At 31.1% G+C, this 24,463-nt stretch carries 23 protein-coding genes; 10 read left to right on the forward strand and 13 right to left on the reverse strand.

All coding sequences use genetic code 11. The features are described from left to right. Window positions 1-231: 231 nt before the first annotated feature. Both tcaA and tcaR read right to left on the reverse strand, forming a co-directional pair. On the reverse strand, window positions 232-1,596 hold the full coding sequence (tcaA, locus tag BDW31_RS03690) for a membrane-associated protein TcaA (RefSeq protein ID WP_053025207.1): 1,365 nt from the start codon (window positions 1,594-1,596) through the stop codon (window positions 232-234). Between the two features lie 111 nt (window positions 1,597-1,707). Beyond that, window positions 1,708-2,166, reverse strand: coding sequence for a MarR family transcriptional regulator TcaR (tcaR, locus tag BDW31_RS03695; protein WP_053023283.1), 459 nt, complete (start codon window positions 2,164-2,166; stop codon window positions 1,708-1,710). 162 nt (window positions 2,167-2,328) lie between these two features. Between tcaR and BDW31_RS03700 the strand changes: the two genes are divergently transcribed. Further along, the gene (locus BDW31_RS03700) at window positions 2,329-3,285 is read left to right on the forward strand and encodes a YdcF family protein (protein ID WP_053025206.1); all 957 of its coding nucleotides are present in this window, start codon (window positions 2,329-2,331) and stop codon (window positions 3,283-3,285) included. Between the two features lie 119 nt (window positions 3,286-3,404). Here the strand turns inward: BDW31_RS03700 and BDW31_RS03705 are convergent, their stop codons facing one another. Further along, on the reverse strand, window positions 3,405-4,070 hold the full coding sequence (locus BDW31_RS03705; RefSeq protein WP_053023281.1) for an ABC transporter ATP-binding protein: 666 nt from the start codon (window positions 4,068-4,070) through the stop codon (window positions 3,405-3,407). Then, window positions 4,070-5,125 carry an ABC transporter permease gene (locus BDW31_RS03710; protein WP_053025205.1) on the reverse strand — a complete coding sequence of 352 codons (1,056 nt, stop codon included), beginning with the start codon at window positions 5,123-5,125 and terminating at the stop codon, window positions 4,070-4,072. The genes BDW31_RS03705 and BDW31_RS03710 overlap by 1 nt, the downstream gene beginning before the upstream one ends. A 135-nt stretch (window positions 5,126-5,260) precedes the next feature. Here BDW31_RS03710 and BDW31_RS03715 point away from each other — a divergent pair, with 135 nt between their 5' ends. The 4 genes from BDW31_RS03715 to BDW31_RS03730 all read left to right on the forward strand — a co-directional run bounded on the left by BDW31_RS03715 (window position 5,261) and on the right by BDW31_RS03730 (window position 8,311). Continuing rightward, window positions 5,261-5,935: a response regulator transcription factor gene (locus BDW31_RS03715; RefSeq protein WP_053025204.1), complete on the forward strand. Its 675-nt coding sequence runs from the start codon at window positions 5,261-5,263 to the stop codon at window positions 5,933-5,935. Next, window positions 5,928-7,298 carry a sensor histidine kinase gene (locus tag BDW31_RS03720; protein WP_053025203.1) on the forward strand — a complete coding sequence of 457 codons (1,371 nt, stop codon included), beginning with the start codon at window positions 5,928-5,930 and terminating at the stop codon, window positions 7,296-7,298. The genes BDW31_RS03715 and BDW31_RS03720 overlap by 8 nt, the downstream gene beginning before the upstream one ends. Window positions 7,299-7,421: 123 nt before the next feature. Then, entirely contained in the window at window positions 7,422-7,862 is a 441-nt protein-coding gene (locus BDW31_RS03725; RefSeq protein ID WP_053022218.1) for a LytTR family DNA-binding domain-containing protein, read from the forward strand. Then, window positions 7,859-8,311, forward strand: coding sequence for a DUF3021 domain-containing protein (locus BDW31_RS03730; RefSeq protein WP_053021421.1), 453 nt, complete (start codon window positions 7,859-7,861; stop codon window positions 8,309-8,311). The genes BDW31_RS03725 and BDW31_RS03730 overlap by 4 nt, the downstream gene beginning before the upstream one ends. Before the next feature lie 87 nt (window positions 8,312-8,398). Here the strand turns inward: BDW31_RS03730 and mqo are convergent, their stop codons facing one another. Then, window positions 8,399-9,877, reverse strand: coding sequence for a malate dehydrogenase (quinone) (gene mqo, locus BDW31_RS03735; RefSeq protein WP_053025202.1), 1,479 nt, complete (start codon window positions 9,875-9,877; stop codon window positions 8,399-8,401). 311 nt (window positions 9,878-10,188) lie between these two features. Here mqo and BDW31_RS03740 point away from each other — a divergent pair, with 311 nt between their 5' ends. Then, window positions 10,189-11,340: a glycosyltransferase family 4 protein gene (locus BDW31_RS03740; protein ID WP_053022219.1), complete on the forward strand. Its 1,152-nt coding sequence runs from the start codon at window positions 10,189-10,191 to the stop codon at window positions 11,338-11,340. A 129-nt stretch (window positions 11,341-11,469) separates the two neighbouring features. Here BDW31_RS03740 and BDW31_RS03745 read toward each other — a convergent pair whose 3' ends face one another. Next, window positions 11,470-13,071, reverse strand: a complete 1,602-nt coding sequence (locus BDW31_RS03745; RefSeq protein ID WP_053025201.1) for an L-lactate permease — start codon at window positions 13,069-13,071, stop codon at window positions 11,470-11,472. Between the two features lie 377 nt (window positions 13,072-13,448). Between BDW31_RS03745 and BDW31_RS03750 the strand changes: the two genes are divergently transcribed. After that, window positions 13,449-15,137: a CDP-glycerol glycerophosphotransferase family protein gene (locus BDW31_RS03750; RefSeq protein ID WP_053025200.1), complete on the forward strand. Its 1,689-nt coding sequence runs from the start codon at window positions 13,449-13,451 to the stop codon at window positions 15,135-15,137. 184 nt (window positions 15,138-15,321) lie between these two features. Here BDW31_RS03750 and BDW31_RS03755 read toward each other — a convergent pair whose 3' ends face one another. Beyond that, window positions 15,322-15,837 (reverse strand): GNAT family N-acetyltransferase, encoded by a 516-nt coding sequence (locus BDW31_RS03755; protein WP_053022221.1) that lies wholly within the window; start codon window positions 15,835-15,837, stop codon window positions 15,322-15,324. 166 nt (window positions 15,838-16,003) lie between these two features. Here BDW31_RS03755 and BDW31_RS03760 point away from each other — a divergent pair, with 166 nt between their 5' ends. Further along, complete coding sequence (locus BDW31_RS03760) at window positions 16,004-16,234, forward strand: twin-arginine translocase TatA/TatE family subunit (protein WP_370444502.1); 231 nt, start codon at window positions 16,004-16,006, stop codon at window positions 16,232-16,234. After that, the gene (gene tatC, locus BDW31_RS03765) at window positions 16,185-16,931 is read left to right on the forward strand and encodes a twin-arginine translocase subunit TatC (RefSeq protein ID WP_053022222.1); all 747 of its coding nucleotides are present in this window, start codon (window positions 16,185-16,187) and stop codon (window positions 16,929-16,931) included. Before BDW31_RS03760 ends, tatC begins: the two co-directional genes overlap by 50 nt. Before the next feature lie 68 nt (window positions 16,932-16,999). Here the strand turns inward: tatC and BDW31_RS03770 are convergent, their stop codons facing one another. The 3 genes from BDW31_RS03770 to efeO are packed head-to-tail and all read right to left on the reverse strand — an operon-like array spanning window position 17,000 to window position 20,812. Next, entirely contained in the window at window positions 17,000-18,745 is a 1,746-nt protein-coding gene (locus BDW31_RS03770; protein WP_053025199.1) for an FTR1 family protein, read from the reverse strand. Next, window positions 18,726-19,952, reverse strand: coding sequence for an iron uptake transporter deferrochelatase/peroxidase subunit (gene efeB, locus BDW31_RS03775; protein ID WP_070631860.1), 1,227 nt, complete (start codon window positions 19,950-19,952; stop codon window positions 18,726-18,728). Before efeB ends, BDW31_RS03770 begins: the two co-directional genes overlap by 20 nt. Then, complete coding sequence (efeO, locus tag BDW31_RS03780; protein WP_053025197.1) at window positions 19,949-20,812, reverse strand: iron uptake system protein EfeO; 864 nt, start codon at window positions 20,810-20,812, stop codon at window positions 19,949-19,951. The genes efeB and efeO overlap by 4 nt, the downstream gene beginning before the upstream one ends. A gap of 346 nt (window positions 20,813-21,158) precedes the next feature. Here efeO and BDW31_RS03785 point away from each other — a divergent pair, with 346 nt between their 5' ends. Beyond that, window positions 21,159-22,154 carry an acrylyl-CoA reductase family protein gene (locus BDW31_RS03785; RefSeq protein ID WP_110709188.1) on the forward strand — a complete coding sequence of 332 codons (996 nt, stop codon included), beginning with the start codon at window positions 21,159-21,161 and terminating at the stop codon, window positions 22,152-22,154. Between the two features lie 106 nt (window positions 22,155-22,260). On the opposite strand, the gene BDW31_RS03790 is transcribed toward BDW31_RS03785, so the two are convergent. The 3 genes from BDW31_RS03790 to BDW31_RS03800 form a co-directional block, all read right to left on the reverse strand. Beyond that, on the reverse strand, window positions 22,261-22,662 hold the full coding sequence (locus BDW31_RS03790; protein WP_053025195.1) for a GNAT family N-acetyltransferase: 402 nt from the start codon (window positions 22,660-22,662) through the stop codon (window positions 22,261-22,263). A 25-nt stretch (window positions 22,663-22,687) separates the two neighbouring features. After that, window positions 22,688-23,719 (reverse strand): NAD(P)/FAD-dependent oxidoreductase, encoded by a 1,032-nt coding sequence (locus tag BDW31_RS03795; protein ID WP_053025194.1) that lies wholly within the window; start codon window positions 23,717-23,719, stop codon window positions 22,688-22,690. 196 nt (window positions 23,720-23,915) lie between these two features. Continuing rightward, window positions 23,916-24,332 carry a DUF2871 domain-containing protein gene (locus BDW31_RS03800; RefSeq protein ID WP_011275005.1) on the reverse strand — a complete coding sequence of 139 codons (417 nt, stop codon included), beginning with the start codon at window positions 24,330-24,332 and terminating at the stop codon, window positions 23,916-23,918. Window positions 24,333-24,463: the final 131 nt, after the last annotated feature.

Raw genomic sequence — 24,463 nt, forward strand, 5'->3', positions numbered from 1 at the left:
ATTTTTATGTATTGATTAAAATTTAATAAGTTGGAATAAAACATGCTTCAATATTACTCTAGCTTTCGAATTTTTAAACCACTTACTGAAATTTTAAGTTTGTGTTTCGTTCATTCTCTTATAAATGACTAGAACTGAGAAAAGCTTGATTTAATCACCTTCTCAGTTCAGTCTACAAATACTTATTTAGAATGAATGTTAAAGATACAATTTCGATCGCTACTCATTCATTTATTTTGAATCAACTAATTGAATATTACCCGTATCACTATCTTCTCTTAATTCATAATTAGTGGTTTCATACTGCCCATTGCTATTTAAATGTTGCACTTTAGTATTAATCGTGTTGCCTTTTTGACTAGCACTTACAACTTGTGGATTAATAAAAGCAACTGATTGGTTTAAATTGTTTTTTATAGACTTATAGATACTCGATTTATCTTTTAAAAATGTACTCACTAAATTGAAATCACTTTGTGAAATAGCTGAATTCAAAGTGAAAGAATAATTACTAAAGAAATTACTTAGCTTTGTTTTCAAACTATTTTCTTCCGCTTCTTTTTCCTCGATATAATCACTAATCTCTTCATCATCAAACTCTAATGTAGCACTATTAATATTACCTAAATCTCTTGCTTTGATTGTTTTTGTCTCTGCATGGAATGTTTTCCCTTTTGCCTTACCTAGTGCAGAAACTGTAACATCTTTCGTTTGAGGATAAGGTCCATATTCTCTAGAACTGCTATATTTCATTTGTTTATCATTTATTTCAACTTTTAATGAGCCTTTGTCTAAATCACTTTTTCCTTTTAATTTGACTGTTAATAACGCTTCGTTGAAATTTTCATTTACTTCAACTGTGTTACTCTTTCCATATCTAAAGTCAAATTTAAGTTGACCACTAAACTCACCATATTCTGTTTCTTTTTTAGCATCAACAGAATATATACCTGGGATATAAGTACCTAGTGAAGTCGTCTTATTCGCATCAGCAATAACTGTTTTCTTTTTTCCACCATCTTTAAATTCATATTTCGTATCCAATTTAGGTTTCACAATTGCCTTCTTTGTAGGAGCAGTGTAACTCATATTATCGAATATTAATAATCGTGTACCATTTTTACTTACACGTAAGTAGTTATTACCTGCACGCGTTTTTAAATTAATTGCCTCTTTTGAATCACTTTTATTGAGTGTTTCTACTGTAGATTTAATATCGCGCGCAAACTTCTTCATTCCAACTTCACTTCTAATATAGTCTATATATACACTTGCCTCATCAGAATCTATATGAGAATTTTTAGAGCTTAATAGCGTCGCTACTTTTTGTGAATCATTATTATCAATTGCATTAACTAAAATCTTTGTTTGCGCATTAGGTGAATTGTAATTTCTAACCAATACAAACACAATAATTAGTAAAACAATGATAAACGCAACGATAGCCCAAGGAATAAACTTTCTTATCCTAATATTAGATGTGTTGATTTGAGGGGAGTTTATTTGATTGTCTTTATTGTCTAATTTATTTCCACAATTAGGACATTTGTTTAAGTTACTATCAATTTTCTGTCCACATTTCGGACATGTACTCATTTAGTCACCAACTTCCCCTCTACTAGAATATATTTATCGATTGATATTTTAATTTCAAATTAAGAATATGATTTCTATTATATAATAATCATTCTAGACCTTCATACTAATTTAAACTTTTGAATTAAATTTTTTTACTCTCTCATCTATTATATATAATACACTTAAAGCTTTCTCAATATCTTTACTTGATAAATCAGCTACCATATCACTAACCATATCGCTAACTATTTTATTGTTTTCTTCAGTATATTTTCTACCTTTTTCCGTTAGAGCAACATATTTTAGTCGTTGATCAATATTGTTATTTGGCTTTTGTAATGCTACGAAGCCACTATCGATTAGTTTCTTGATACGTCGACTTACTGCTGCTTTATTAACACCTTGTTTTTCAATTATTTCAGTAATTGATAATACTTGATGATGGCTTAGCAATCTTAGAACATTGGATTGCTCCATTGAAATACCATACTTGCTTTGCTGATCTTTTAATAACTTTGCAGTTAAAGTATTAGTATCATCAATGAATTGCTTCATAAATTCGATGTGGTTTCTTGAAATTATGCTCATTACTTTACTCCTTGTTAAATAGTAATCAATAGCGTTTTACATACTCTGTTAAATAATATCAATAAACAATTCTCTTGAAAACCTCATTACTTTATTAATAGTTGCTAATTGGTAAGTTGTTCGATTACATTTATATATATAAAGAAATTAGAGGTATTCCTTATGATTGCAATTATCTTAGCTCTCGTTGTGTTATTGATTGTACTAGGTGTATTATTCAACGTGAAATGGCTTCTTAATTTAAGAATGTTTATTACAACTATTATATTATGTATGTTAATTACTGTTTTGAATCTATTAACAATGACACTCCCTACTACACTAATAATAATCATGATGATTACTATGGGTGGTTTACTAGTGAAGCACAACCATCTTTTCTCCTTACAAAAAGGTCAAACTTTTATAAATAAAATGACGAAACTTCTCATACTAGGAGTACTCTTTGCATCGATTCTTGCATATCTTAGCACTATGCCTATTCCTATAATTAATGGTGTTTTCTTGTGGCTAACTATGATTGCGATAAGTACTTGTTATGCATTATTGCTTTACATGTCTTGGTCATCAGCTTTAGGTCGTATCTCAACTCATAAGCAGTACGACTTAATTATGGTATTAGGAGCTGGAATTTTCACAGAAAAAGTTACACCAATGTTAGCCGAAAGATTAAATCGTGCACTTAGTGTATATCAACATCAAACTGACAAATGTAAAATAATTGTTAGTGGTGGTCAGGGGCCAGATGAACCCATATCTGAAGCATTAGCGATGCAGCGTTATTTAATACAACATGGGGTTCGCCAATCTAGTATTATTATGGAATCTCAATCTACAAATACGTTTGAAAACTTCTATTATTCAAAAAAAGGCATACACAATCTATACTCAAATAGCCCCAATATACTTTGTGTTACGAGCCAATTTCATATCTTACGAGGAATGAAATTGGCGCATACGAACCGAATGAAAGTTGATGGTATAGGAAGTCACACCCCTTATCATTTTTTTGATGTCGCATTAGTGAGAGATTTCTTAGCACTAATGTATCAATATAAATTACTATTGACCATTTACTTTGCAGTTTTATTTTTTGCTTCTCTTTTCATTCTATTTTAAAAAAGCGGGAGTGGAACAGTATGTTTTGTTCCACTCCCGCAAAATGATAATAGCTGAGAGAAGTTTGATTATTGTGTGATTTAAATGACACAACTAATTAAACTTTCTAAGCTTATTTTTTATAACTCGATTTTACCATCTTCAATTTCAATCACTCTATCCGCATATTCAAATAATCTTTTATCATGCGTAATCATAATACCAATCATATTTTTGGTTTGAACATGTGCTTTAATCATTTGCACAACAGATGTCGCTCTATCTGCATCTAAACTGGCAGTTGGCTCATCTGCTAATATGATTTTAGGTTCATTCATAAAAGCTCTCATTATAGCGACGCGTTGTTTCTCTCCTCCAGATAACAAATGAGGATAAACATCTAAACGATGACTCAGACCTATCTCATTTAATAGTCTTTGTGCTTTATCTTTAGCCTCTTTACGTTTTATACCCGCTTCTTTAGCTACAATCATTAATTGTTCTCTAACTGTTAGATAAGGAACTAAATGAGATGATTGAAAAATAAAACCTATATCATTTAGTCTTAGACTTGTTTTATCTACTTCATTTGACAATAAATGCTCACCATTATACAAAACATCTCCACTCGACGGACTTAGTAATCCACCTAAAATATTAAGAAGTGTAGATTTACCTGATCCAGATGCGCCACTTAGTATGATGAATTCACCTTGATTCACATTAAAATTAATATTCTTTAATACTTCTGTTTGTGCATCTCCATTGCCAAATGTCTTAGTAATGTGTTTGAGTTGTAATGCCATTATTCCATACCTCCAATTGCTTCTATAGGATCTACTTTTAGAACTTTTATAAAGGATAATAATGCACCGATTAACCCTACAATTAGAAATACGACTATCATTAATAACACCTGACTATAACTTAAATAAAATGGCATAGTTACAGGCATAAAGACATTTAATATAAGTATGAGAGAAAATGCTAAAATAACACCTAACATTGTCGTTAAAATAATTTGTAGTAAAAGTGCAGTTAATAAATGTTTCTTTTTAATACCTATGGCTTTAAGAATGCCTATTTGAGGTATTTTTTGAATCGTCATTACATAGAAGAACGCACTTAAAACGATTGCTGTAATCACGAATAGACTAATAATCATTAAATTAAGTGGCATTTGTTCTGCTTGATAACTAGCAATGTTATCAGTTAATGTCTTTTCATTTACAACCTTGATGCCTTTAATTTGTTTAAGTGATTGTTTTTCATCTTTGTTGATTTTGTCAACCGGATAAAATGTTGATACTTGTTTATTTAATGACTTAAACGCTTCTTTATTCATTAATATCATTGAACTATGTGCGTACATTGACTCATTCATTATGCCGCTAATTTTATAGTCTTGATTATGTCCTTTAAAAGTTACAGTATCTCCAACTTTCAAGTCATTTCCAGTCAGTTTCTCACTAATAGCTATTTCATTCTGTTTTTTTGGAAAATTACCACTTACAAGTTTTGGCGTAAGATGTTTAGGCGTATTTAGCGTGATGACATCTTGATCTTGTTGGTTTATTTTAAGTGTTTGCGTCCCCATTTGAGTTGCATTTTCATGAATGATATTCTCTATTTTGTTTTGTTGTGATTGGTTCAACTGGGAACTTTCTAACTTCGGTTCCTTATTATCTTCGACTATATAATGTTCAGCTGGCATATTATTTAAATATGATATATTTTCTCGTGCTAAGCCTTGAGCTAATCCACTAATAAATAACACCATGCTTCCTAATAGAAATATAATTAACATGATTAATGTATAACGAAATCTGTAAAATTTTATTTCTTTCCATGCTAAATTCATATTTAGTACCTCCCACTGCTATTTCAATACATAGTTTAATGACACATTGTGAACTGAATATGAACTTTAAGAAGAATTGTTTTCTGATATAGTTATTCATATAATCATTTTATGAATAATAAAGGAGTAAAACTGATGGTGAAGTGTTTAATAGTAGATGACGACTATAAGATATTACATTATGTATCTCAACATCTCGAAGCAGCTCAAATTCAAACCGTCACTCACGCATGTGGTGAAAGTGCCATCGCATACCTTGCAAATAATAAAGTCGACATTGCAGTTGTTGATATTATGATGACTGGCATGGATGGATTTGAATTATGTCAATTGCTTAAAAATGATTATGATTTACCTGTCATAATGTTGACGGCAAGAGATGCTCTGAGTGATAAAGAACGTGCATTTGTAAGTGGGACAGACGATTACGTTACCAAGCCTTTTGAAGTAAAAGAATTGTTATTTAGAATACAAGCTGTGTTAAGACGTTACCAAATTAATTCTCAAGACATTATAAAGTTAGGAAATGTTACTTTAATTCAAGAGCATATGGAATTATCTGTCGACTCTAAAAATGTCAATTTGCCTACAAAAGAGTTTCAATTATTATTTTTATTGTGTGGTAAACCAAAACATATTTTCACAAGAGACACACTAATTGAGCGAATTTGGGGATTCGATTATGAGGGAGATGAAAGAACTATAGACGTTCACATTAAGCGATTACGTCATCGATTAAATCAATTAAAAGCCACAATTGAGATACAAACAGTTCGTGGACAAGGATACAGGGTGATTACACATGTTTAAGACGCTTTATACACGTATTGCGATTTACACGATTACAGTCATTCTTTTTAGTGCTTTAGTCAGTTTTCTTTTTGCAAACGTGTACTATCATTTCAATTTAAAAGCACATAATGACGCAAAAATTATGCGTACTTTAGAAGAGGCAAGAGCATTTCATACATCTTCAAATCAATCTGACACTCAATCATATTTTAAACATTTAGGAGATATGAACTATCAAATTATGATTGTAGATCACTCACATAATAAAACATTTTTTGGTGAACCATTCCGAAAAGACACTATTTCAGATTCAGCTATTAACCAAGTACTAAAAGGTAAAGCCTACCATGGTATTAAAAATAAACCTTTCGAACTATTTATAACTGGCTTTTTTGATAATGAAACGGATAATACTGTGGGTATCCCTTTTAATCAAAATAATCAAAAGCTTGCCGTATTCATGCGTCCTGATATAGGTGAAACATTTAGTGAGTTTCGCACTTTTCTTGCTGTTCTTTTAATATGCTTATTAAGTATATCTATCACGCTCGTTATTGCATCTACATATTCAATTATTAAACCTATAAAAATATTGAAGCAAGCAACTGAACGTTTAATGCATGGTGATTTTAATTCACCAATCTATCAAAGTCGTCATGACGAAATTGGTACGTTACAATATCGATTTGAAGCGATGCGACAATCTTTAAAACAAGTAGATGATATGCGACAACACTTTGTTCAAAATGTTTCACATGAAATCAAGACGCCATTAACACACATTCATCGTCTACTTAGTACGTTACAAAGCAATGTAAATCAAGGAGAGCGTGATCAGATTATTCATGAAATTCATGAAGAGGTTACGCATTTAAGTAATTTGACAAAAGAATTATTATTATTATCCGAACTAGATAACGCTACTCATCTAAAATTTGAAGATAATGTTCACTTTAAAGAATTAATAACTGACATCATTCGTCATGAACAATATGGGATAGATAACAAACAATTAATGTTGATGTCTGATATAGATACGGTTCATTTCCGAGGAAATAATCGTTTATTACATCAAGCATGTTCTAATCTCATTCAAAATGCAATTAAGTATTCTAATCCCAATAGCATGATTGATGTGAAATTATTTATTAACGAAGGAATTATTTATTTTACCGTTAAAAATGAAGGGCATACCATTCCAGAATCAGTGCAACCTCATCTATTCGATCGTTTTTATAAACGTAATGCTGAGGATAATAGCAATGGATTAGGATTAGCAATTACTCAATCTATCATTCATTTACATCGTGGACAAATATCAGTAACTAGTAATGAACGTGACGGAACGACGTTTACAGTGACATTGCCTGAAACTAACTAATCAATTTAGTTAGATATTATTTTACAAAGCTAACCACTTACTTCAATATATCTACCATTTAATATTGTTCTAAAAATTTTCTATACATTTGTGGTTAAATGACGTTGAGGAGGCATTAGTCAAATGAAACTACGGTTACATATATCACCCGAAGAAGATGAGAAGTATATCGCGATTCACGCACCTGAATTTGATGATGAAGTACAACAAGTTATTACAAATATTGAAGATTTGAATAGTTTAAAGCAACTCTATGGCAAACAAGATGACATGATCCATATTATAGAAATTCAAACCATCACTAGTTTTCGTACACATAAAAATCAAGTCATTGCAATTAGAGACGGCGAACAATTTAAATTGAAAGAACGATTATATGAACTTGAAGAAAAACTTCCTACTTCATTTATTCGAATTTCTAAATCTGAAATTGTAAATATTAATAAGATTAAAAAATTGCAATTAGAACCTAATGGTTTGATTAGAATTTATTTGCAACATATTGATTATACCTACTCCTCTAGAAGATATTTAAAATCCATAAAGGAGAGACTTTCATTATGAGAAAATTATATCAATTTGTTAGTATTTCTTTAGTGATAGGTTTAGCACTTTCTATCATTTTTAGTTATATCAATGCTGGAGGTGAATATTATCCAATTTCACCAGTTACAACACTAGGTAAGTTATATTATTCACACTTGTCTGAACCATTAGTAATGCTCATCGCCATTTGTTTGTGGCTTTTAATTGGTGCATTATTTTACTTAGCAAACTTTTTCTTTACGCACACAGATTGGAGTATCACACGTAGCACATTAATGCATTTTATATTGAGTTATATTGGATTATTACCAATTGGTATTTTATCCGGATGGTTTTCGATAAGTGTTTCAAATATATTTATTTTTACATTCTATTTCATCATTATCTACATCACTATTTGGATTATAGAGTTTTTAAAAAGTAGAAAATATGTTTCTGAAATCAATAACCAATTAAATAAAAAATAATTACTAATGGAAAAGCTCCTTATAAAGTAAACACTTAAAGTGCAAACTTTATAAGGAGCTTAATGTTATTTTATATTGAAATGATACTTATTTTACATTTAAATATTTTTGAATTTCTTTATTAACAGCGCGATAGACGTCCTCATGCTCTGTTAATTTAAGTCCGAAAGAAGGTACCATTTCTTTAATTTTTGGAATCCAATTTTTAAATTCATTACCATAACAACGTTGTAATAAATCTAACATAATATCTACTGCAGTTGATGCACCAGGTGAAGCGCCTAATAATGCTGCAAGAGAACCATCATCAGATGTAATTACCTCAGTACCAAACTGTAAGTTACCTTTACTATCTTCAGTATCTTTAATCACTTGTACACGTTGACCTGCAACAATAACTTCCCAATCTTCGTCTTTTGCATTAGGCACAAATACACGTAAATCATTCATACGATCTTCATGTTTTAACATAAGTTGTGATACGAGATATTTAGTTAAATCTATTTCTTTAACACCTGCTGATAGCATTGTTAATAAATTATTAGGTTTAACTGAACGTATTAAGTCTAAATTTGAACCTGTTTTTAAGAATTTAGGTGAAAAGCCTGCAAATGGACCGAATAATAAAGCACGTTCCCCATTTACAAACCGTGTATCTAAATGAGGTACCGACATTGGTGGTGCACCTACACTTGCCTTACCGTAAACTTTAGCATGATGTTTTTCGATAACGTCTTTATTAGTACAACGTAAGAACAGACCACTTACTGGGAAACCACCGATATGTTTTGATTGCTTGATACCTGTTTTTTGGAGTAACGGTAAACTTGCACCGCCGGCCCCAATAAATACAAATTCTGATTCATACGTATGACTTTGTCCAGAATTAAGATCTTTAACAGTCACTTTCCATTTTCCATTATCCAGTTTCTCAATATTTTCAACTTCTTGTTTATAAGAGACTTCTACATTTCTTTCTTTTAAATTAGAGATGAGTTTTTTTGTTAATGCACCAAAGTTTACATCTGTCCCACTTTCATCACGAGATAATGCAATTGGAACATGTGATGTTCTTCCTTCAACCATTAAAGGTACCCATTCTTTAATTTTTTCACGATCTTCAGTAATATCCATTTTTTCAAATAGTATATTTTCTTTTAATGCTGCTACTCTGTTTTTAAGGAATTTTACATTGAAGATACCTTTTACGAAACTCATATGTGGCACTGATTGAATGAAGTTAGATGGATTTTCTAATTGTCCAGTTCTTACTAAATGTGCCCAAAATTGCTTAGATACTTGGAATTGTTCATTGATTTTAATTGCTTTTGTAATATCAACAGAGCCTTCTTTGCCTTCTTTAGTATAATTCAATTCACAAAGTGCAGAATGACCTGTGCCAGCATTATTCCAAACATTTGAACTTTCTTCACCAGATTGTTCTAATTTTTCAAATATTTTAATTTCTTTGTCTGGAGATAATTCTTTTAATAACGTACCGAGTGTTGCGCTCATTATACCGCCACCTATTAAGATGACATCTGTTTTGCTATGTTCTGAACTCATAACAATACAGTCCCCCTTTTTTTTCACATCTTTAGTCGATAGGAAATTGATCTTGGCTTAATAAATTAAAACGCTTTCTTTATTTATTAAAATTTTTAATATTAACTTTACGCAGAACGTAAATCGACTTTTTAATAACTAGTTTAATTATATACATAATCGTTCTATGAAAAAAGTGTTAACATAAAGTTTTCATCTTTTATCTAGAATAAAGGATAGACACCTAATATCTTAGTTAGCATTGGCTATTACTATTAGACACATCTCAGAAATGCTATAATTTTCTATTATGAATTATTTGAGGTGTAACTATGAAATCATTCACATTTTTCATGCATAATATTTATGCATTAGGTGGAACAGTTAAAGCAGTTTCTGAATTAGCTAATACACTTGCCGACAAAGGACATCACATAGAAATTATTTCTGTGTTTCGAGCTCAAGACGAGCCTTACTTTGAAATAAATGACAAAATAAAAATAAAGACATTAGTAGACTACCGTTTAAAACCTCAGAACACTAAAGCAATAATGATGAATCGTTTAAATAAATATACTTCACTATTGAAACCAAAAGAAATAAATCAGTTTGAGCCGGGGTTAAATCAATTTTCCAAATATGTAGAACATAAAATGATTAAAGCAATTAAAAAAGTAGATACAGATGTACTCGTAGGTACTAGAGCGAGCTTTAATATTTTAATTTCAAAGTATCATTCAAACGATGTCATAACTGTGGGAATGGAACATATGAACCTACATGCTCATCCGGAAAATTATCAACAAGATATACTCACTGCCTATCGCAACATAGATTTAGTCACAACGCTAACTCAACAAGATCAATTGAATTACGAGCAACAAATCGACACACCTGTTTATACAATTCCAAATATCATCAATCCAGTAAAATATGCTACTAAGAAAGAAAATATCATTATTAGTGCGGGTAGATTAGATTTTGAAAAAGGGTTTGATATTTTAATAGAAAGTGTTCGCCGTATTCAAAATGACCTTAAGCGATTGAATTTTAAAGTAGAAATATACGGTGATGGTCAAGAGCGTGGACATTTGCAACAATTGATTGATCAGCATCAATTAAATGATTTAATTACTATCTATCCTGCAACTCAACAACTTAATACCAAATTATCTAACAGTAAAATTACTGTGGTTCCGTCGAGAAATGAAGGCTTTGGTATGGTTTTATTAGAAGCTATGGCTCAAGATAATATTGTTATCAGCTTTAAAAATATACTTGGACCTGCTAGCATTATTAATCATAATTCCAATGGCTATTTAGCCAATTATGGTGATGCAGGTTCATTAGCAAAATATATAGACATCGCTATGAACCACGTCGATGAAGCTAGTCAGATGATCAATGAAGGACATGTTACTTTGAAACAATATACGCCTAACACGGTTTATGAAAAATTTATGACCGCAATTAATAACGTTTAATTCTACTTATAATTATGTTTATTTGTGGGGACTGCTATGAATATTGAAAAAGCCCGTAAACGAATTTTTACAATTCATTTACAGGCAATTTTTGAAATAATTATGTCTTAGAATAATATTGTATATTAATTACAGAATTAGAGATAAGATAAATGTCCAAATACAGATGAAGATTAGTAATCCAACACTGTAACGTAATGTCATTTTAAGTAATTCTGATTCTTTACCTACTTCTTTAACGGCAGCAGTCGCAATTGCTATTGATTGAGGTGAAATTAATTTCGCTGCTACACCACCCACTGTATTTGAAGCTACTAGTAATGAACCGCTTGTTCCAATTTGTTGTGCAACTGAAGCTTGAATTGGTGCGAATAATGAGTTGTTATTAACAACTGATCCTGTCATAAATACGCCAATCCAACCTAAGATTGGTGATAAGACTGGGAACACGTTTCCAGCTTTAGCAATACCTTGGCCCATTGCTGCACTTAAACCACCATATGTAGTGATTTTTGAGATTGCTAAGATGAAACAAATTGTTAAAACTGGTAACCATAGTTCTTTAAAAGTTACACCGAATAAACGTCCTGCATCTCCGAAACTTACTTTCTTAGCCATTAATACTGTAATAATAATTGTAATTAAAATCGCAGTACCAGTTTGACCAATAAAATTGAAACTTAACATAATTGGTTTATGAGCGACTTCACTGAAAGTACCTGGTAAATTAAAGTTAAGCACTAATGAAGATAATTTACCATTTGGTAAGAATAAGTTCTTAAAGAATGGTGCGCTCCAAATCATAACTACAACTGTTAATATAACAAATGGACTCCATGCATAGATAATTTCTTTTGCATTGTGATGTTTCACCGGTTCAGGTTCCACATCTTTCTGTACTCTGAAAATATGTTTTGGTTGGAATTTTCTAGAGAATAAAGCTAAAGCTCCCATAGTTACTAATGGTGGGATAATATCAGCTAATTCAGGTCCGTTAAATACTGTTAGTAAACCTTGTAATACTGTATACGTAACAGATACAACTAAGATAGCAGGTAATGTTTCTTTTACACCTTTTAAACCATCAATGATAAAGATAAGTAAAAATGGTATAAAGAAGTTAATAATTGCTAATGTTAATGTAGATGTTTGAGATACGCCCATTGCGTGAACGCCACCTGGTAAGTGTAGTGTATCTACAACACCTACTGGAATTCCTATAGCACCAAAAGCACCTGAAGCAGCATTTGCTACTAAACATAACATTGCAGCTTGTAAAGGTCTAAAACCTAATTGAGCAAGTAATAACGCACAAATTGCAATCGGTACACCAAAACCAGCTGCACCTTCTAAAAATGCATTAAATGAGAAACCAATGAGTAATAATTGTATACGTTGGTCTTGTGAAATACTTGTAATACTGTCTTGAATCGTATTAAATTGACCAGATTCTTGAGTGATTTTATAAAGTAATACTGCCATCATGACAATATAACCAATCGGAATAATACCTTGATAGAATCCTTCTACAACACCACCTGTTGCAATGCCAAGTGGTAATTTGAAGAACGGGATAGCAATAAGTAATGTAACAACTAACGTTGTGATAGCTGCATAGATACCTTTCATTTTAAAAACGGTTAAGTATAATAAGAATAGAATAATAGGTACTGCGGCTATTAAACTAGATAATACCAAATTATCAAATGGATTAAATGTTTGAACTAACATAATTCTGACTCTTCTTTCCTTTAGTTTGTATTAATGATCACTCTAGCGATATTGACAATTGAAGTTTGACCATACTTCTAATTGTTATATTGTTTATTAGTTTGTCGACAAGTTAATAATGCTAGATTTCACAAATTTATATCTTGTGAACTTTTTCACAATAAAAATATACCATCTTTCTACTTAAATGACAATACTATATAGTACTTTTTATAAAATTTTTGTTAAATTTTCAACAAAATAAAATCCCACTATTTTTCAACGAAAATTTCCAAACATTTCAATTATATAATGATGTAATTTTTGTAAATATGAATTTTTTTTAGTCACATGGTAAAATATATTTAAGAAATTTAAGAGTTAAAGGACAATGTATGATGATTAAACAAATAAATATTTCTAACATGCGCCATCTTGCATTACAATTAAACAAAGCCAAATCAGCTGGTTTTTCACATTTCATTCCTTATTCAAATGATATTAAAATCAATCATGATATGTTGGAAGCTATAGACTTAACACATAATTCAATAGCAGTAGATTATACTTTAAGTGGTTTATATTTAAATGACTGTCGTTATTTTGGTGAAGATATATTAACATTTTTATCATGGATGAAAAATATTAACCACTATCCTAATATTATTTTCAATATTGAACGTGCTTTATTACATTTATCTAAGTATAACATTAAATCTATTATGGATTTAGCCGTCATTTCTGTTTTAAAAGACGAAATTGATATAGACAATCACGTCGTTTTTAATTTCATCAATGAATGTCGCACTAGCCATGCTTTCTGGGCATCATTAGATACTTTTGATATTAAAAAAATAAATCATTTTGATTTGAACAAATTGGCATACATTCATGGTCACTCTATACCTTACAGTAAATTCAAATATCCTGGTAAAGAAGAAGAAATGCGATTTGTGGATAGTTGGCTTGTTACAACTAAGTTTAAATTACCAAAATGGCTATATAACAAAATGCAAAATCATGCATTAAACAAACATCGTAATCTAAGCTATGTATATGATAAAGATTCTTCAAAAGTAAAAAACCATGTTGTTTTTTTAGGTTTTGATTATGGTTATAGAGGCAATTCTAAGTATTTATTTAATTATTTTGTGAAGAGAAATCCTACCACGGAAGCTTATTTCATTACTAACGATAGACGTGGACCATACTTTTTACCTACTGATGCTGAGAATAATAAAGAACTTATTGAAACAGCAAAAATTGTAGTCATTGAAAGTTATATTCCTGATGAATTCAAACCAAATGGTACTGTTATTCAATTGTGGCATGGAACCCCAATTAAAAAATTATTCTTAGATAGTAAAGAACCAGATCAAAATAAAAATATTTATAATTACAAAGCACGAAAGTATAATAAATGGCTTAAACAAGATTATCTTTTAACAGATTCTGAATCAGCTGAGGGGTTATTTGAAACAGCCTTCCCTAATCAACATACTCAAATGATACCTTATGGTTATCCAAGAATTAGCTATTTACTACATTATCAGAATGATAAAAATCATCAGAAGAAAATTAAAGATGCAATAAATGTTGATCGAACAAAGCCAATTTTATTATATGCACCAACATGGCATGCGACAAAAAATCCAACTGAATTGATGTCGATTTCACCAGAATTATTAGAAGAATATCACGTCATTTTTAAAGGTCACATAGAGGATGACATGACACTTCCAGAAGGTGCAATTGAAGCACCAAATCATATTGAAACGCAAGATTTATTATTAATATCTGATGTCGTAATTACTGATTATTCTTCAATTATCTTTGATGCTTTAACTATTGGCAAAAAAATATGTCTCTATACACCAAATCATTCATCATATCAGCAAGAGCGTGGTGTTTATGATGATGTTATGGAAAGTTTATCTAAAGTTTGGTATACAGATGAAGATTTATTACACAATAACTTAATCCATCATACATTAACTGATATTTCAAATCATCAACTACTGAACCGTAATAACACCTCACTAAAAAGACTAACTCAACTTATGCGAGATATTATCAATAATAAATAAACAATATATATATAGCCTGGGACATAATTCAATGCCTCAGGCTACATATATATTGGCAGTAGTTGACTGAATTAAAAAACGCACTTGTAACAAGCTTTTTTAATTCTAGTCAACCTTACCAAGGGATGGGGCTCCGAACCCCAACTCCCCTATTTTATTAGACCAAGCTTTATTCGTTCTATAGCTAAACTTCTCTTTCCATTATTAAATCTATATCGACTACTTCACCTGTTATAAATTCATGCTGTCCTGTGACTTCAAAGCCGTGGTTCTTATAGAATGATAATGCTTGTTGATTATGTTCCCATACACCTAACCAAACTTTATTTTTATTTAGTTCTTTCGCTTTATCAAGAGCCAATTGAATAAACTTTTGTCCTCTTCCTCCACCTTGATAAGTCTTGTAGAAATAAATTCTTTGAATCTCCAAATAATCTTCACCTTTAGGCTCAGTTTGAGCATTACCGACATTAAGTTTTAAATACCCTGCAATTTGATCATTCACCTTGTAAAAATAATGAAATGAATTAGGATTATTTAATTCATTTAACAACACTTTTTCATTATAGGTTTCTTTGAAAAATTGATTAAAATCATCATCTGAATATTCTCCTTCAAACGTGTCATAAAACGTTGTCTCAGAAATTTGTCGTAAGTCACTCACATCCATATTTTCAATCATTGTTATATATTCACTCATCATTCCTACCTCCTAAAATACCGCTCATTATCCATTTTTTATTTTGTAACTTATTCCCTATTTACATGCCTCTATGCATTAAATTCGTTTTATTTATGAACAGAGCAAATTTCTATTGATAATATTTATCAATAAGTATAAAGTATAGATGATATTATTAACAATAATGAGTGAGGTTATCAATATGTTTGTATTAGGAATTACAGGACCGACAAGTTTAGTCGTTATTAGCATAATTGCATTAATTATTTTTGGACCTAAAAAATTACCACAATTTGGTCGAGCAATTGGTAGTACTTTGAAAGAATTTAAATCTGCAGCAGAAAATATAGATACAGATGAAAGTCATGATACTCCCAGTAAAGAGTCAAAACAACAACGAGAACACATTAAATAGTAATACACTTCTAGGACACTTTGATGAACTACGATCGCGTCTCGTCAAAGTGTTCATCGCTTTTATTGTTGCAACGATAATCGTATATGTATCATCACATTGGTGGATGAAACCATTTATACACTATATTAAACGTGCACATGTAACACTACATGCATTTTCATTTACTGAAATGATTCAGATTTACATTATGATTATCTTCTTTGTAGCGTTGTGTTTAATTATACCTATTATGTTTTACCAATTATGGGCTTTTATTGCACCTGGCCTCCATGTTAATGAACGGGGATTTATTATTAAATATAGCTTATGGTGTGCACTGTTATTTATAATTGGAGTAGCATTTGCGTTTTTTATAGGATTTCCATTAATTATAAATTTCTCTTTAACATTATCTGAAGTTTTAAGTATTGAGCCTGTTATTGGTTTTAAAGCCTATTTGCATGAGTTAATACGATGGTTGCTAATTTTTGGTGTTCTTTTTCAACTCCCAACATTATTTATGGGTCTAGCTAAATTTGACTTAATCAATGTTAATGAACTAAAACACTATCGTAAGTATATTTATTTTGGTTGTTTTGTAGTGGCGAGTATTATTGCCCCACCAGATATTACTTTGAATTTATTATTAACATTGCCTTTGATTATTTTATTTGAATTCAGTATGTTTATCGCAAGAATTTCACAACGATCATAATAACTAATAAACCTCGAGTACTTGTTATCCTCACAAGTCTCGAGGTTTTATTTTACTATTCATGATAATTAGTTTGGATTAGTATTCTTTTGTTTGTTTTGGCGATTTTTTAAAATGAAGAACACAATGAACACTATATATATTAATTGAGCTACTATTGACTCAATATTAGGATAAAATCCTATAAAACCAATTGTAGGTAAACCTTCAATACCATGTTGTGGAAGTGTGCCTAACAATTGTAGTTTTTGAACACTTACACCAAGCATTTTGAATGCCATAATAAAAATTAAAATTGAAAGTACTCTAAAGATGTAATAAATTGGAATAAGTTTCACTATAAATCTAAATAATAATGCGAAGATAATTAAAATTACAATCGCTAAAGCAATACCAATGACGAAGTCCATTGTTGTAATACTGCCTATCATACCCATGTAGAAAATAATCACTTCTACACCTTCACGTAAAACAGAAATCAATCCAATTGTACCTAACAATACTAGATTACCGTTACTAATAGCGTTTTGATACATATTTTGAATCATATCATTCCAACGTTTTGCACTTGATCGTCTATGCATCCAAATACCAACGATATACATTAGAACCACTGCAATTATTCCTAGTGTTGCTTCCATTCCCTCTCGTAGTAATCCATTATTGCCTAGCGTTTGTATGAATACAACTGCTAACGTAATACTTAGTATTAAGCCTAATATTGAACCACCGATAACACTAGCTGTACCTTTATTATCTTTAACATTACGTGTCATTGTAGTTAATGTCATAATGACCAACAATACCTCTAAACCTTCACGTAAAAAGATAATCATAACATCTACAAATGTATAACCGTCTTGACCAACAGTGTCTTTGATATCATTGTTAATGTCTTTTAATCCGTCTTTAACGCGATCTTTGTTACTCTGGTCTAGAATACTTTGATAATACGGTATTTTATCTTCAATTGTAGTATATAATGAACCGTTTTTTGTTTGAATTTTCCCTTCAACATATGGCCAAATTTGAACAAATTTAGATAATGCCGCATCAGTTTGATCTAAATTATTATCTTCTATCCCTTTAATCGCTTTATCTAACTCATCATTTAGTTGCGTTACTTTATATTTATCATTATCTGAGCTGGATTGTTTTTGATCGACCGTATCAATACTTGATTTGAAGGTTGTCCAGGCATTGTCAACTTTCTTAGTATCTAAAGGTTCTTTTTGGATAGCAACACGTAGTTGCATTAAGTTCACTTCAATTTGTCCATATTTACCTTCATCATAATTTCTTATGGCTGTTTCATGAGTCGTCCAAATTTGATTTAAACTATTGTTAATAGATTGTAGCTCTGACTCATTTTTACTTTTGATTGCTTTTTTAATAGGATCATCTTTTGCAGCAACTTGTTGCTTCAATGTTTTAATTTCACCACTGATATCTTTGGTAGAAACTGCATCTTCATAAGCGATTAATGATTTAGTTAATTGTGATAATTTATCAGCTTTAGCATTCATTGAAGAGGCTTTATCTACCGCTTCAAGTTTTGACTTTACGTCTTTACCTTCTTTGTTATCTTTAATGTTTAAAGATTTTACTTTTTCTTTAATATCAGCAAGTGCACTTTGTTTTTCTTTATTACTTTTATCTTTATCTTCTATAGTTGATTTTGCATCAGTTATCGCTACATACACATCACTTATTTTGCTATCATCTGCAGCATTTACTTGATGTGCTGGGACAATTCTAATAACCGTGAGAATAAGGACTAGCGCAACGACTAATTTAGTTAAATAAGGTTTCACCGATATAGCCTCCCTTTTTTACACCTGGTAACACAAGGAAGGATGCAGAACCTCGATGCGTAATATATTCATTTAACTTATCACTGTGTCCTAAATTGTTTTGAATATCAATAAATTGTTGAGTTGATTTTTGGAAACAAATAAACATTAATCCTGTTTCCAACGCCCCTGTTTTGGCATTTGTTCCATCATTATAGTTATATGCACGTCGTTTGATTGATGTTTTCACTTCACGTGCTAGACGCGCATGCGCATTTGGATCGATAACATATTGACCACTGCTATCTTTAGCGTCTAAATCTATATTGTCGAATTCTTTTTTACCGGTTAATGGTGCTCCGGATGCTCGTTTACGTCCGAAAGTAGCTTCTTGCTCTTCTAATGATGTACGGTCCCATGTTTCTATATGAATTTGAATGCGTCGAATAATGCAATACGTTCCATTTTTAGCCCAACCGTCGTCAATGAATACATACTTTTTAAGCTCGTCATTTTTACGAGGATTAACTGTACCATCTTTAAATGCCATTAAATTTCTAGGTGTTTCTTCTAGTTTGCCAGAGACAAAACCATTTTGTGACCATTTCATTTTAACAACATCTCTAAATGGTCGAATTAAGTTGTGAATCGCATGGAATGTTACTTGTGGATCATTTGAACACGCTTGAATCATGATATCTCCATCACTGTATTCATCATCTATTTGGTCATTAGGAAAATGTGGTAAATCTTTAAATCCAGATGGGATTTTTGATGACATACCAATCTTTTTCAAAAATGATTTACTAATACCGTATGTCAATGTTAATTTACTAGCACCTAATCCAATTGATTCTCCAGTATCCACAGGGGGTAATAATACATTTTGACTATCTTTTTCAGCAGGTGCACCATCAGTCATATTGACTGACATTTGCGTCCACTTCTTAAACATGTCTTTAATCGCTTGTTTATCTTTAGTCTTTAACTCTAATGCAACGAAGTTACAATTTTTTTGTGTCGGTGTTGTAATACCTGCTTGTACACGTCCATAAAATTCAAATGCATCTTTATCTTCATTCTCAGGTGTATCGAACATCGATTTAAATGAAAAAATACTGCCTGCCCCACTAGCACCGATAACCACACCAGCGCCACCTATTCCTAACATTTTTAGAAAAGAGCGACGAGATACTTGGTCACTTTGATTATGATCTACTTTACTCATTCTGTAACCACAGCCATTTTACTTAGAGGTTCACCAAGTGAATTTACAGCATCTGATAGAGCTTTTCTATCTTCTTTAGTAACTGCACTATAATCTTTGAAGCCGTCACCGTCTTTATACTTGTCTAATAGTTGGTTAACTTTATCAAAGTTCTTTTGAATATCAGCACTTAATTTTTTATCTTTTTTATTTAACTCAGGTTTAAACAATTCGTAGATTTTTTGTGCACCTTCGATATTAGCTTTAAAATCGTATAAGTCTGTATGTGAGTAAATCTCTTCTTCACCTGTAATTTTTGAAGTTGAAACTTCATTTAATAAATCAACTGATCCTTGTAACATTAATTTAGGAGTAATATCTAAAGTATCTGCTTTCGCATCTAATTCTTTAGCATCTTTTAATAATTGATCAGCATCTTTTTTAGTTGTTTCATCTATTTTATTATCTTGATAAAGTGATTTCTCAATCTTATGATAACCTGTCCATTGATCTTCTTTTTTCTCTTCTTTCATATCTGCTAAACGAGCATCAATCTTAGGATCTAAATCACCAAAAGCTTCCGCAACAGGTTCTGATCTTTCATAATACATACGTACTTTAGGATATAATTCTTTCGCTTTATCCATATCATCTGCTTTTATAGCTGCAACAAATTTTTCAGTTCCATCCAAGAATTTATCAAGTTGACCATCTGTATACTTTTCATATTCTTTAGTTGCTTTTTGTAATGTTGCTTTGTTATCCCCTTTACTACTCTGCGATTGCTTATCTTTATTACTATTATCGTCACTATGACTATTGTTGCCACAAGCCGCTAAAAATAAAGAAGATGCTAATAAAATAGTTGGTAATTTTTTCATTATGTATTCACCTCAATATAGTTTAGAAGATTATCATTTGAAGATGAATCGTGTAATTATGTATACATCATATTTAACACCAACTTAATATCGTTGTTATGTCGTCTTTTATATTCATATAAACACTTTTATTTTTTCAATTGATAATCATTATCAAATTTATTATAGGTTTAGCCCAATAAAGTGTCAATAACAATTCAAATACATTTTTAAATAAAAATTTTTTTATTTTTTGAAGCCAAGAGACTTTTAATTTACCTTATATTTATAAGGCTTTAAAGCATACAATTGGTTTATTAAGGGTATAAAATAAGCACTAATACAATATATAAAGGAGTCACGTAATATGAGTAATCAATTTAAAGCTTTTTTAGTGGATAAAAACAACGATGGAAGCGTTAATAGTGACTTTTCTCAGTTAACAACTGATGATTTACCTGAAGGTGAAGTCTTAATCAAAGTTCATTATTCAGGTATTAATTATAAAGACGCATTAGCTACAACGGATAATAATCAAATCCTTAAATCTTATCCTATGGTTCCTGGTATAGATTTAGCTGGTACCGTTGTTGAATCAGAAGACCCAACAATTAATGAAGGTGAAGAAGTCATTGTAACAAGCTATGATATGGGTGTAAGTCATTATGGAGGATTTAGTGAATACGCACGTGTAAATTCCGATTGGGTAGTTAAATTGCCTGATAATATGACTTTAGAAGAAGCTATGATTTATGGTACAGCAGGCTATACTGCCGGTTTAGCTATTGAAAAATTGGAAAAAGCTGGTTTCATGACACTGGAGGGCGGCAAGGTACTTGTACGTGGCGCATCTGGTGGTATAGGCGCATTGGCAGTGCTTATGCTTTCTAATTTAGGATATAAAGTAGTTGCTAGTACAGGAAACAAACATGCGGGTGACAAACTAGAAGCTTTAGGGGCGAATGAAATTATTGATCGTATTACAGATAATGATGAAAAGCCATTAGGTTCAAGAACTTGGCAAGCTGCCATTGACCCTATTGGAGGAAATGGAACACCTTTTGTCACTAATCGTATAGATAATAATGGTGGTGTCGCACTAATTGGCTTAACAGGTGGTGTTTCTTTTGATACAACTGTCTATCCATTTATTTTAAGAGGCGTAAGTCTAGTTGGTATAGATTCTGTATTCACACCAATGAAATTACGTGAACGTGTTTGGAGACGTTTAGCAACTGACTTAAAATCTGACAAACTTCATGATATTAAAAAAGTCATTTCATTTTCAGAATTACCAGATGCGATTTCAACTGTTTTAAACCACGATAATTTCGGTCGTATTATTATTGATTTTGATGCATAGTTAAATCGAAAAAAACACTAGGACAATCCAGTCTCAATATCATAGAATGAAACGATATAAAAACACGTTCTTCTATGATTTCGATTTGTCCTAGTGGTTTTTATAATTAAAACACGATATACATGCCATCTGATTTTGGCTCAGTAGTCTTGAATCCAAATTTTTCGTACAGCTTGTCAGCTGGATAGTCTGCTATCAAACTAACATAAGTTCCCTTTTCAGCTACGGAATTAATATATGCCATTATTTTTTCCAAAATAAGCCTACCATAGCCTTGTCCTTGATAATCTGGATCAACGGCTATATCTACAATTTGAAATGTCGTTCCACCATCACCTATAACTCTGCCCATTCCAATCAATTGTTGATTTTCATAAATCGTAATATTGAAACAGCCATTTGGTAAACCGTTTCGAGCTGCAGTTTCTGATTTAGGGCTCATTCCTGCTTTAACTCTTAAGTCACAATACGCTTGAGCCTCTGGTGGCTCATTAGAATATCTAATCATTATTTTCTATCCCCTTAATATAATCTTATAAATATTGATTAATAACTTTTTTATTTGATTCTTTGAATACATCATTGTGACTTGAAACATATCCTTCTTTGTATGCATCAGGATCAATGTAAGTTTTAGCTAAGTTTGCTGCATTTCCAGCATCACTAAACGCGCTAGCAATGAGGTGTACTTTAGCATCATGATGTACGATATCCCCACAAGCAAAGATGCCAGGAATATTTGTTGTCGTGTTGCCAAAACCTTTAACACGATATTCATCGTATAAATCAAGTTTAGATGTACAGTCTTTAAGTAGTGGATTCTCATGATCAAAACCATGACTAACAACAACATCATCAAACGCTTGTGTCGTAACTTCTCCAGTCTCAATATTTTCAAGTTTTACTTCTTTAATACATTCACATTTATTGTCACCTATTAACTCTTTAATTTGTGTTTTAGGCAACAGGTTCACATTTAACGCTTTAAGTACACTTATCATTGCTTCATAGCCTTTAATGTCTGATTTTCTATAAACAAGTGTAATCGAATTTGCAATATTAGCTAAATCTCTTGCCCAATCTAAAGCAGTGTTACCCCCACCAGAAATTAGAATATCTTTTCCCTTAAATTTTGAGAAAGATTGCACAACATAATGTAAATTTGTTAAACGATAACGCTCTGCATCTTTAATTTGAAGAGGCTTAGGATTAATAATCCCTCCGCCGACAGCAAATATTACAGCTTTTGAGTCATAAATTTTTCCGCTATCTGTTTCTACTTCAAAGTGTCTTTCTTCTATTTTGCGTATATCTGTTACACGTTCGTTCAAATTAACTTTAGGGTTAAAATGTAAGCCTTGGTTAATCATATCTTTAATGATTTCATTGCAAGGTTTAGGCGCTACACCACCAATATCCCAAATAATCTTTTCTGGATAGATTTGCATCTTTCCACCTAATTTATCTTGTACGTCAATGATTCGCACAGACATTCCTCGTAAACCAGCATAGAAACTCGCAAATAATCCAGCAGGTCCACCACCAATAATAGTTACATCTTGCATTGTAAATCCTCCCAAGATTATGTCCCGTTTCGAATGATAATTATTATCATTATTTTGCCTTAATTATACTATATGTGCATATATTATTGAAGAAAATCATATTTTAATTGCAATTCTACTTTTATTAGCTAAAAAAAGACTTTTCATCAATAACACGATTGTGCTATTAAAAATGAAAAGTCTCACTTCAAATCAATTAATCTCTTGGTTCTTTGAGTGCTGCTTGTCGAATTAAGAAAAATAACAATAATAATCCTGCTAGCATTCCTGTATGACCAATACCTGCAAATCCAGCAAATGCTTCTGGAGAAAAACTTTTTCCTAATACTTGGAACGTTCCTTTCGTTACCATCATACCAATGGTTGCTATAACACTAATGTTATAAACGATGAAGAACCAGTTAAATAAATAGTAACTACTTAATTTAAATACTTTTTCTAATGGTATCAGTATTAAAAACATAAACATACCTAAAATAAGTGTATGCGTATGTACAATAGATAATTGTGTATCACCCGTAAAATGATGTGCTTTTGTCAATTCTCTATAATAGAATCCGCTGAAAAGTCCCAAGATCATATAGACCAAAAATGCATATAGTAATCGTCGCATAAACAATGCCTCCCTCACATTATTATTATAATTTATTATCATCAACTTTACAGTGACAATATTTGTAATATTGAGTCACTTGTTAATAAATAGAATTATGAGAGTGAGGTACTTTAACTGAGTCAAACTTA

Source organism: Staphylococcus sp. AtHG25, assembly GCF_003217445.1.
In the GTDB taxonomy this organism is placed as follows: domain Bacteria; phylum Bacillota; class Bacilli; order Staphylococcales; family Staphylococcaceae; genus Staphylococcus; species Staphylococcus haemolyticus.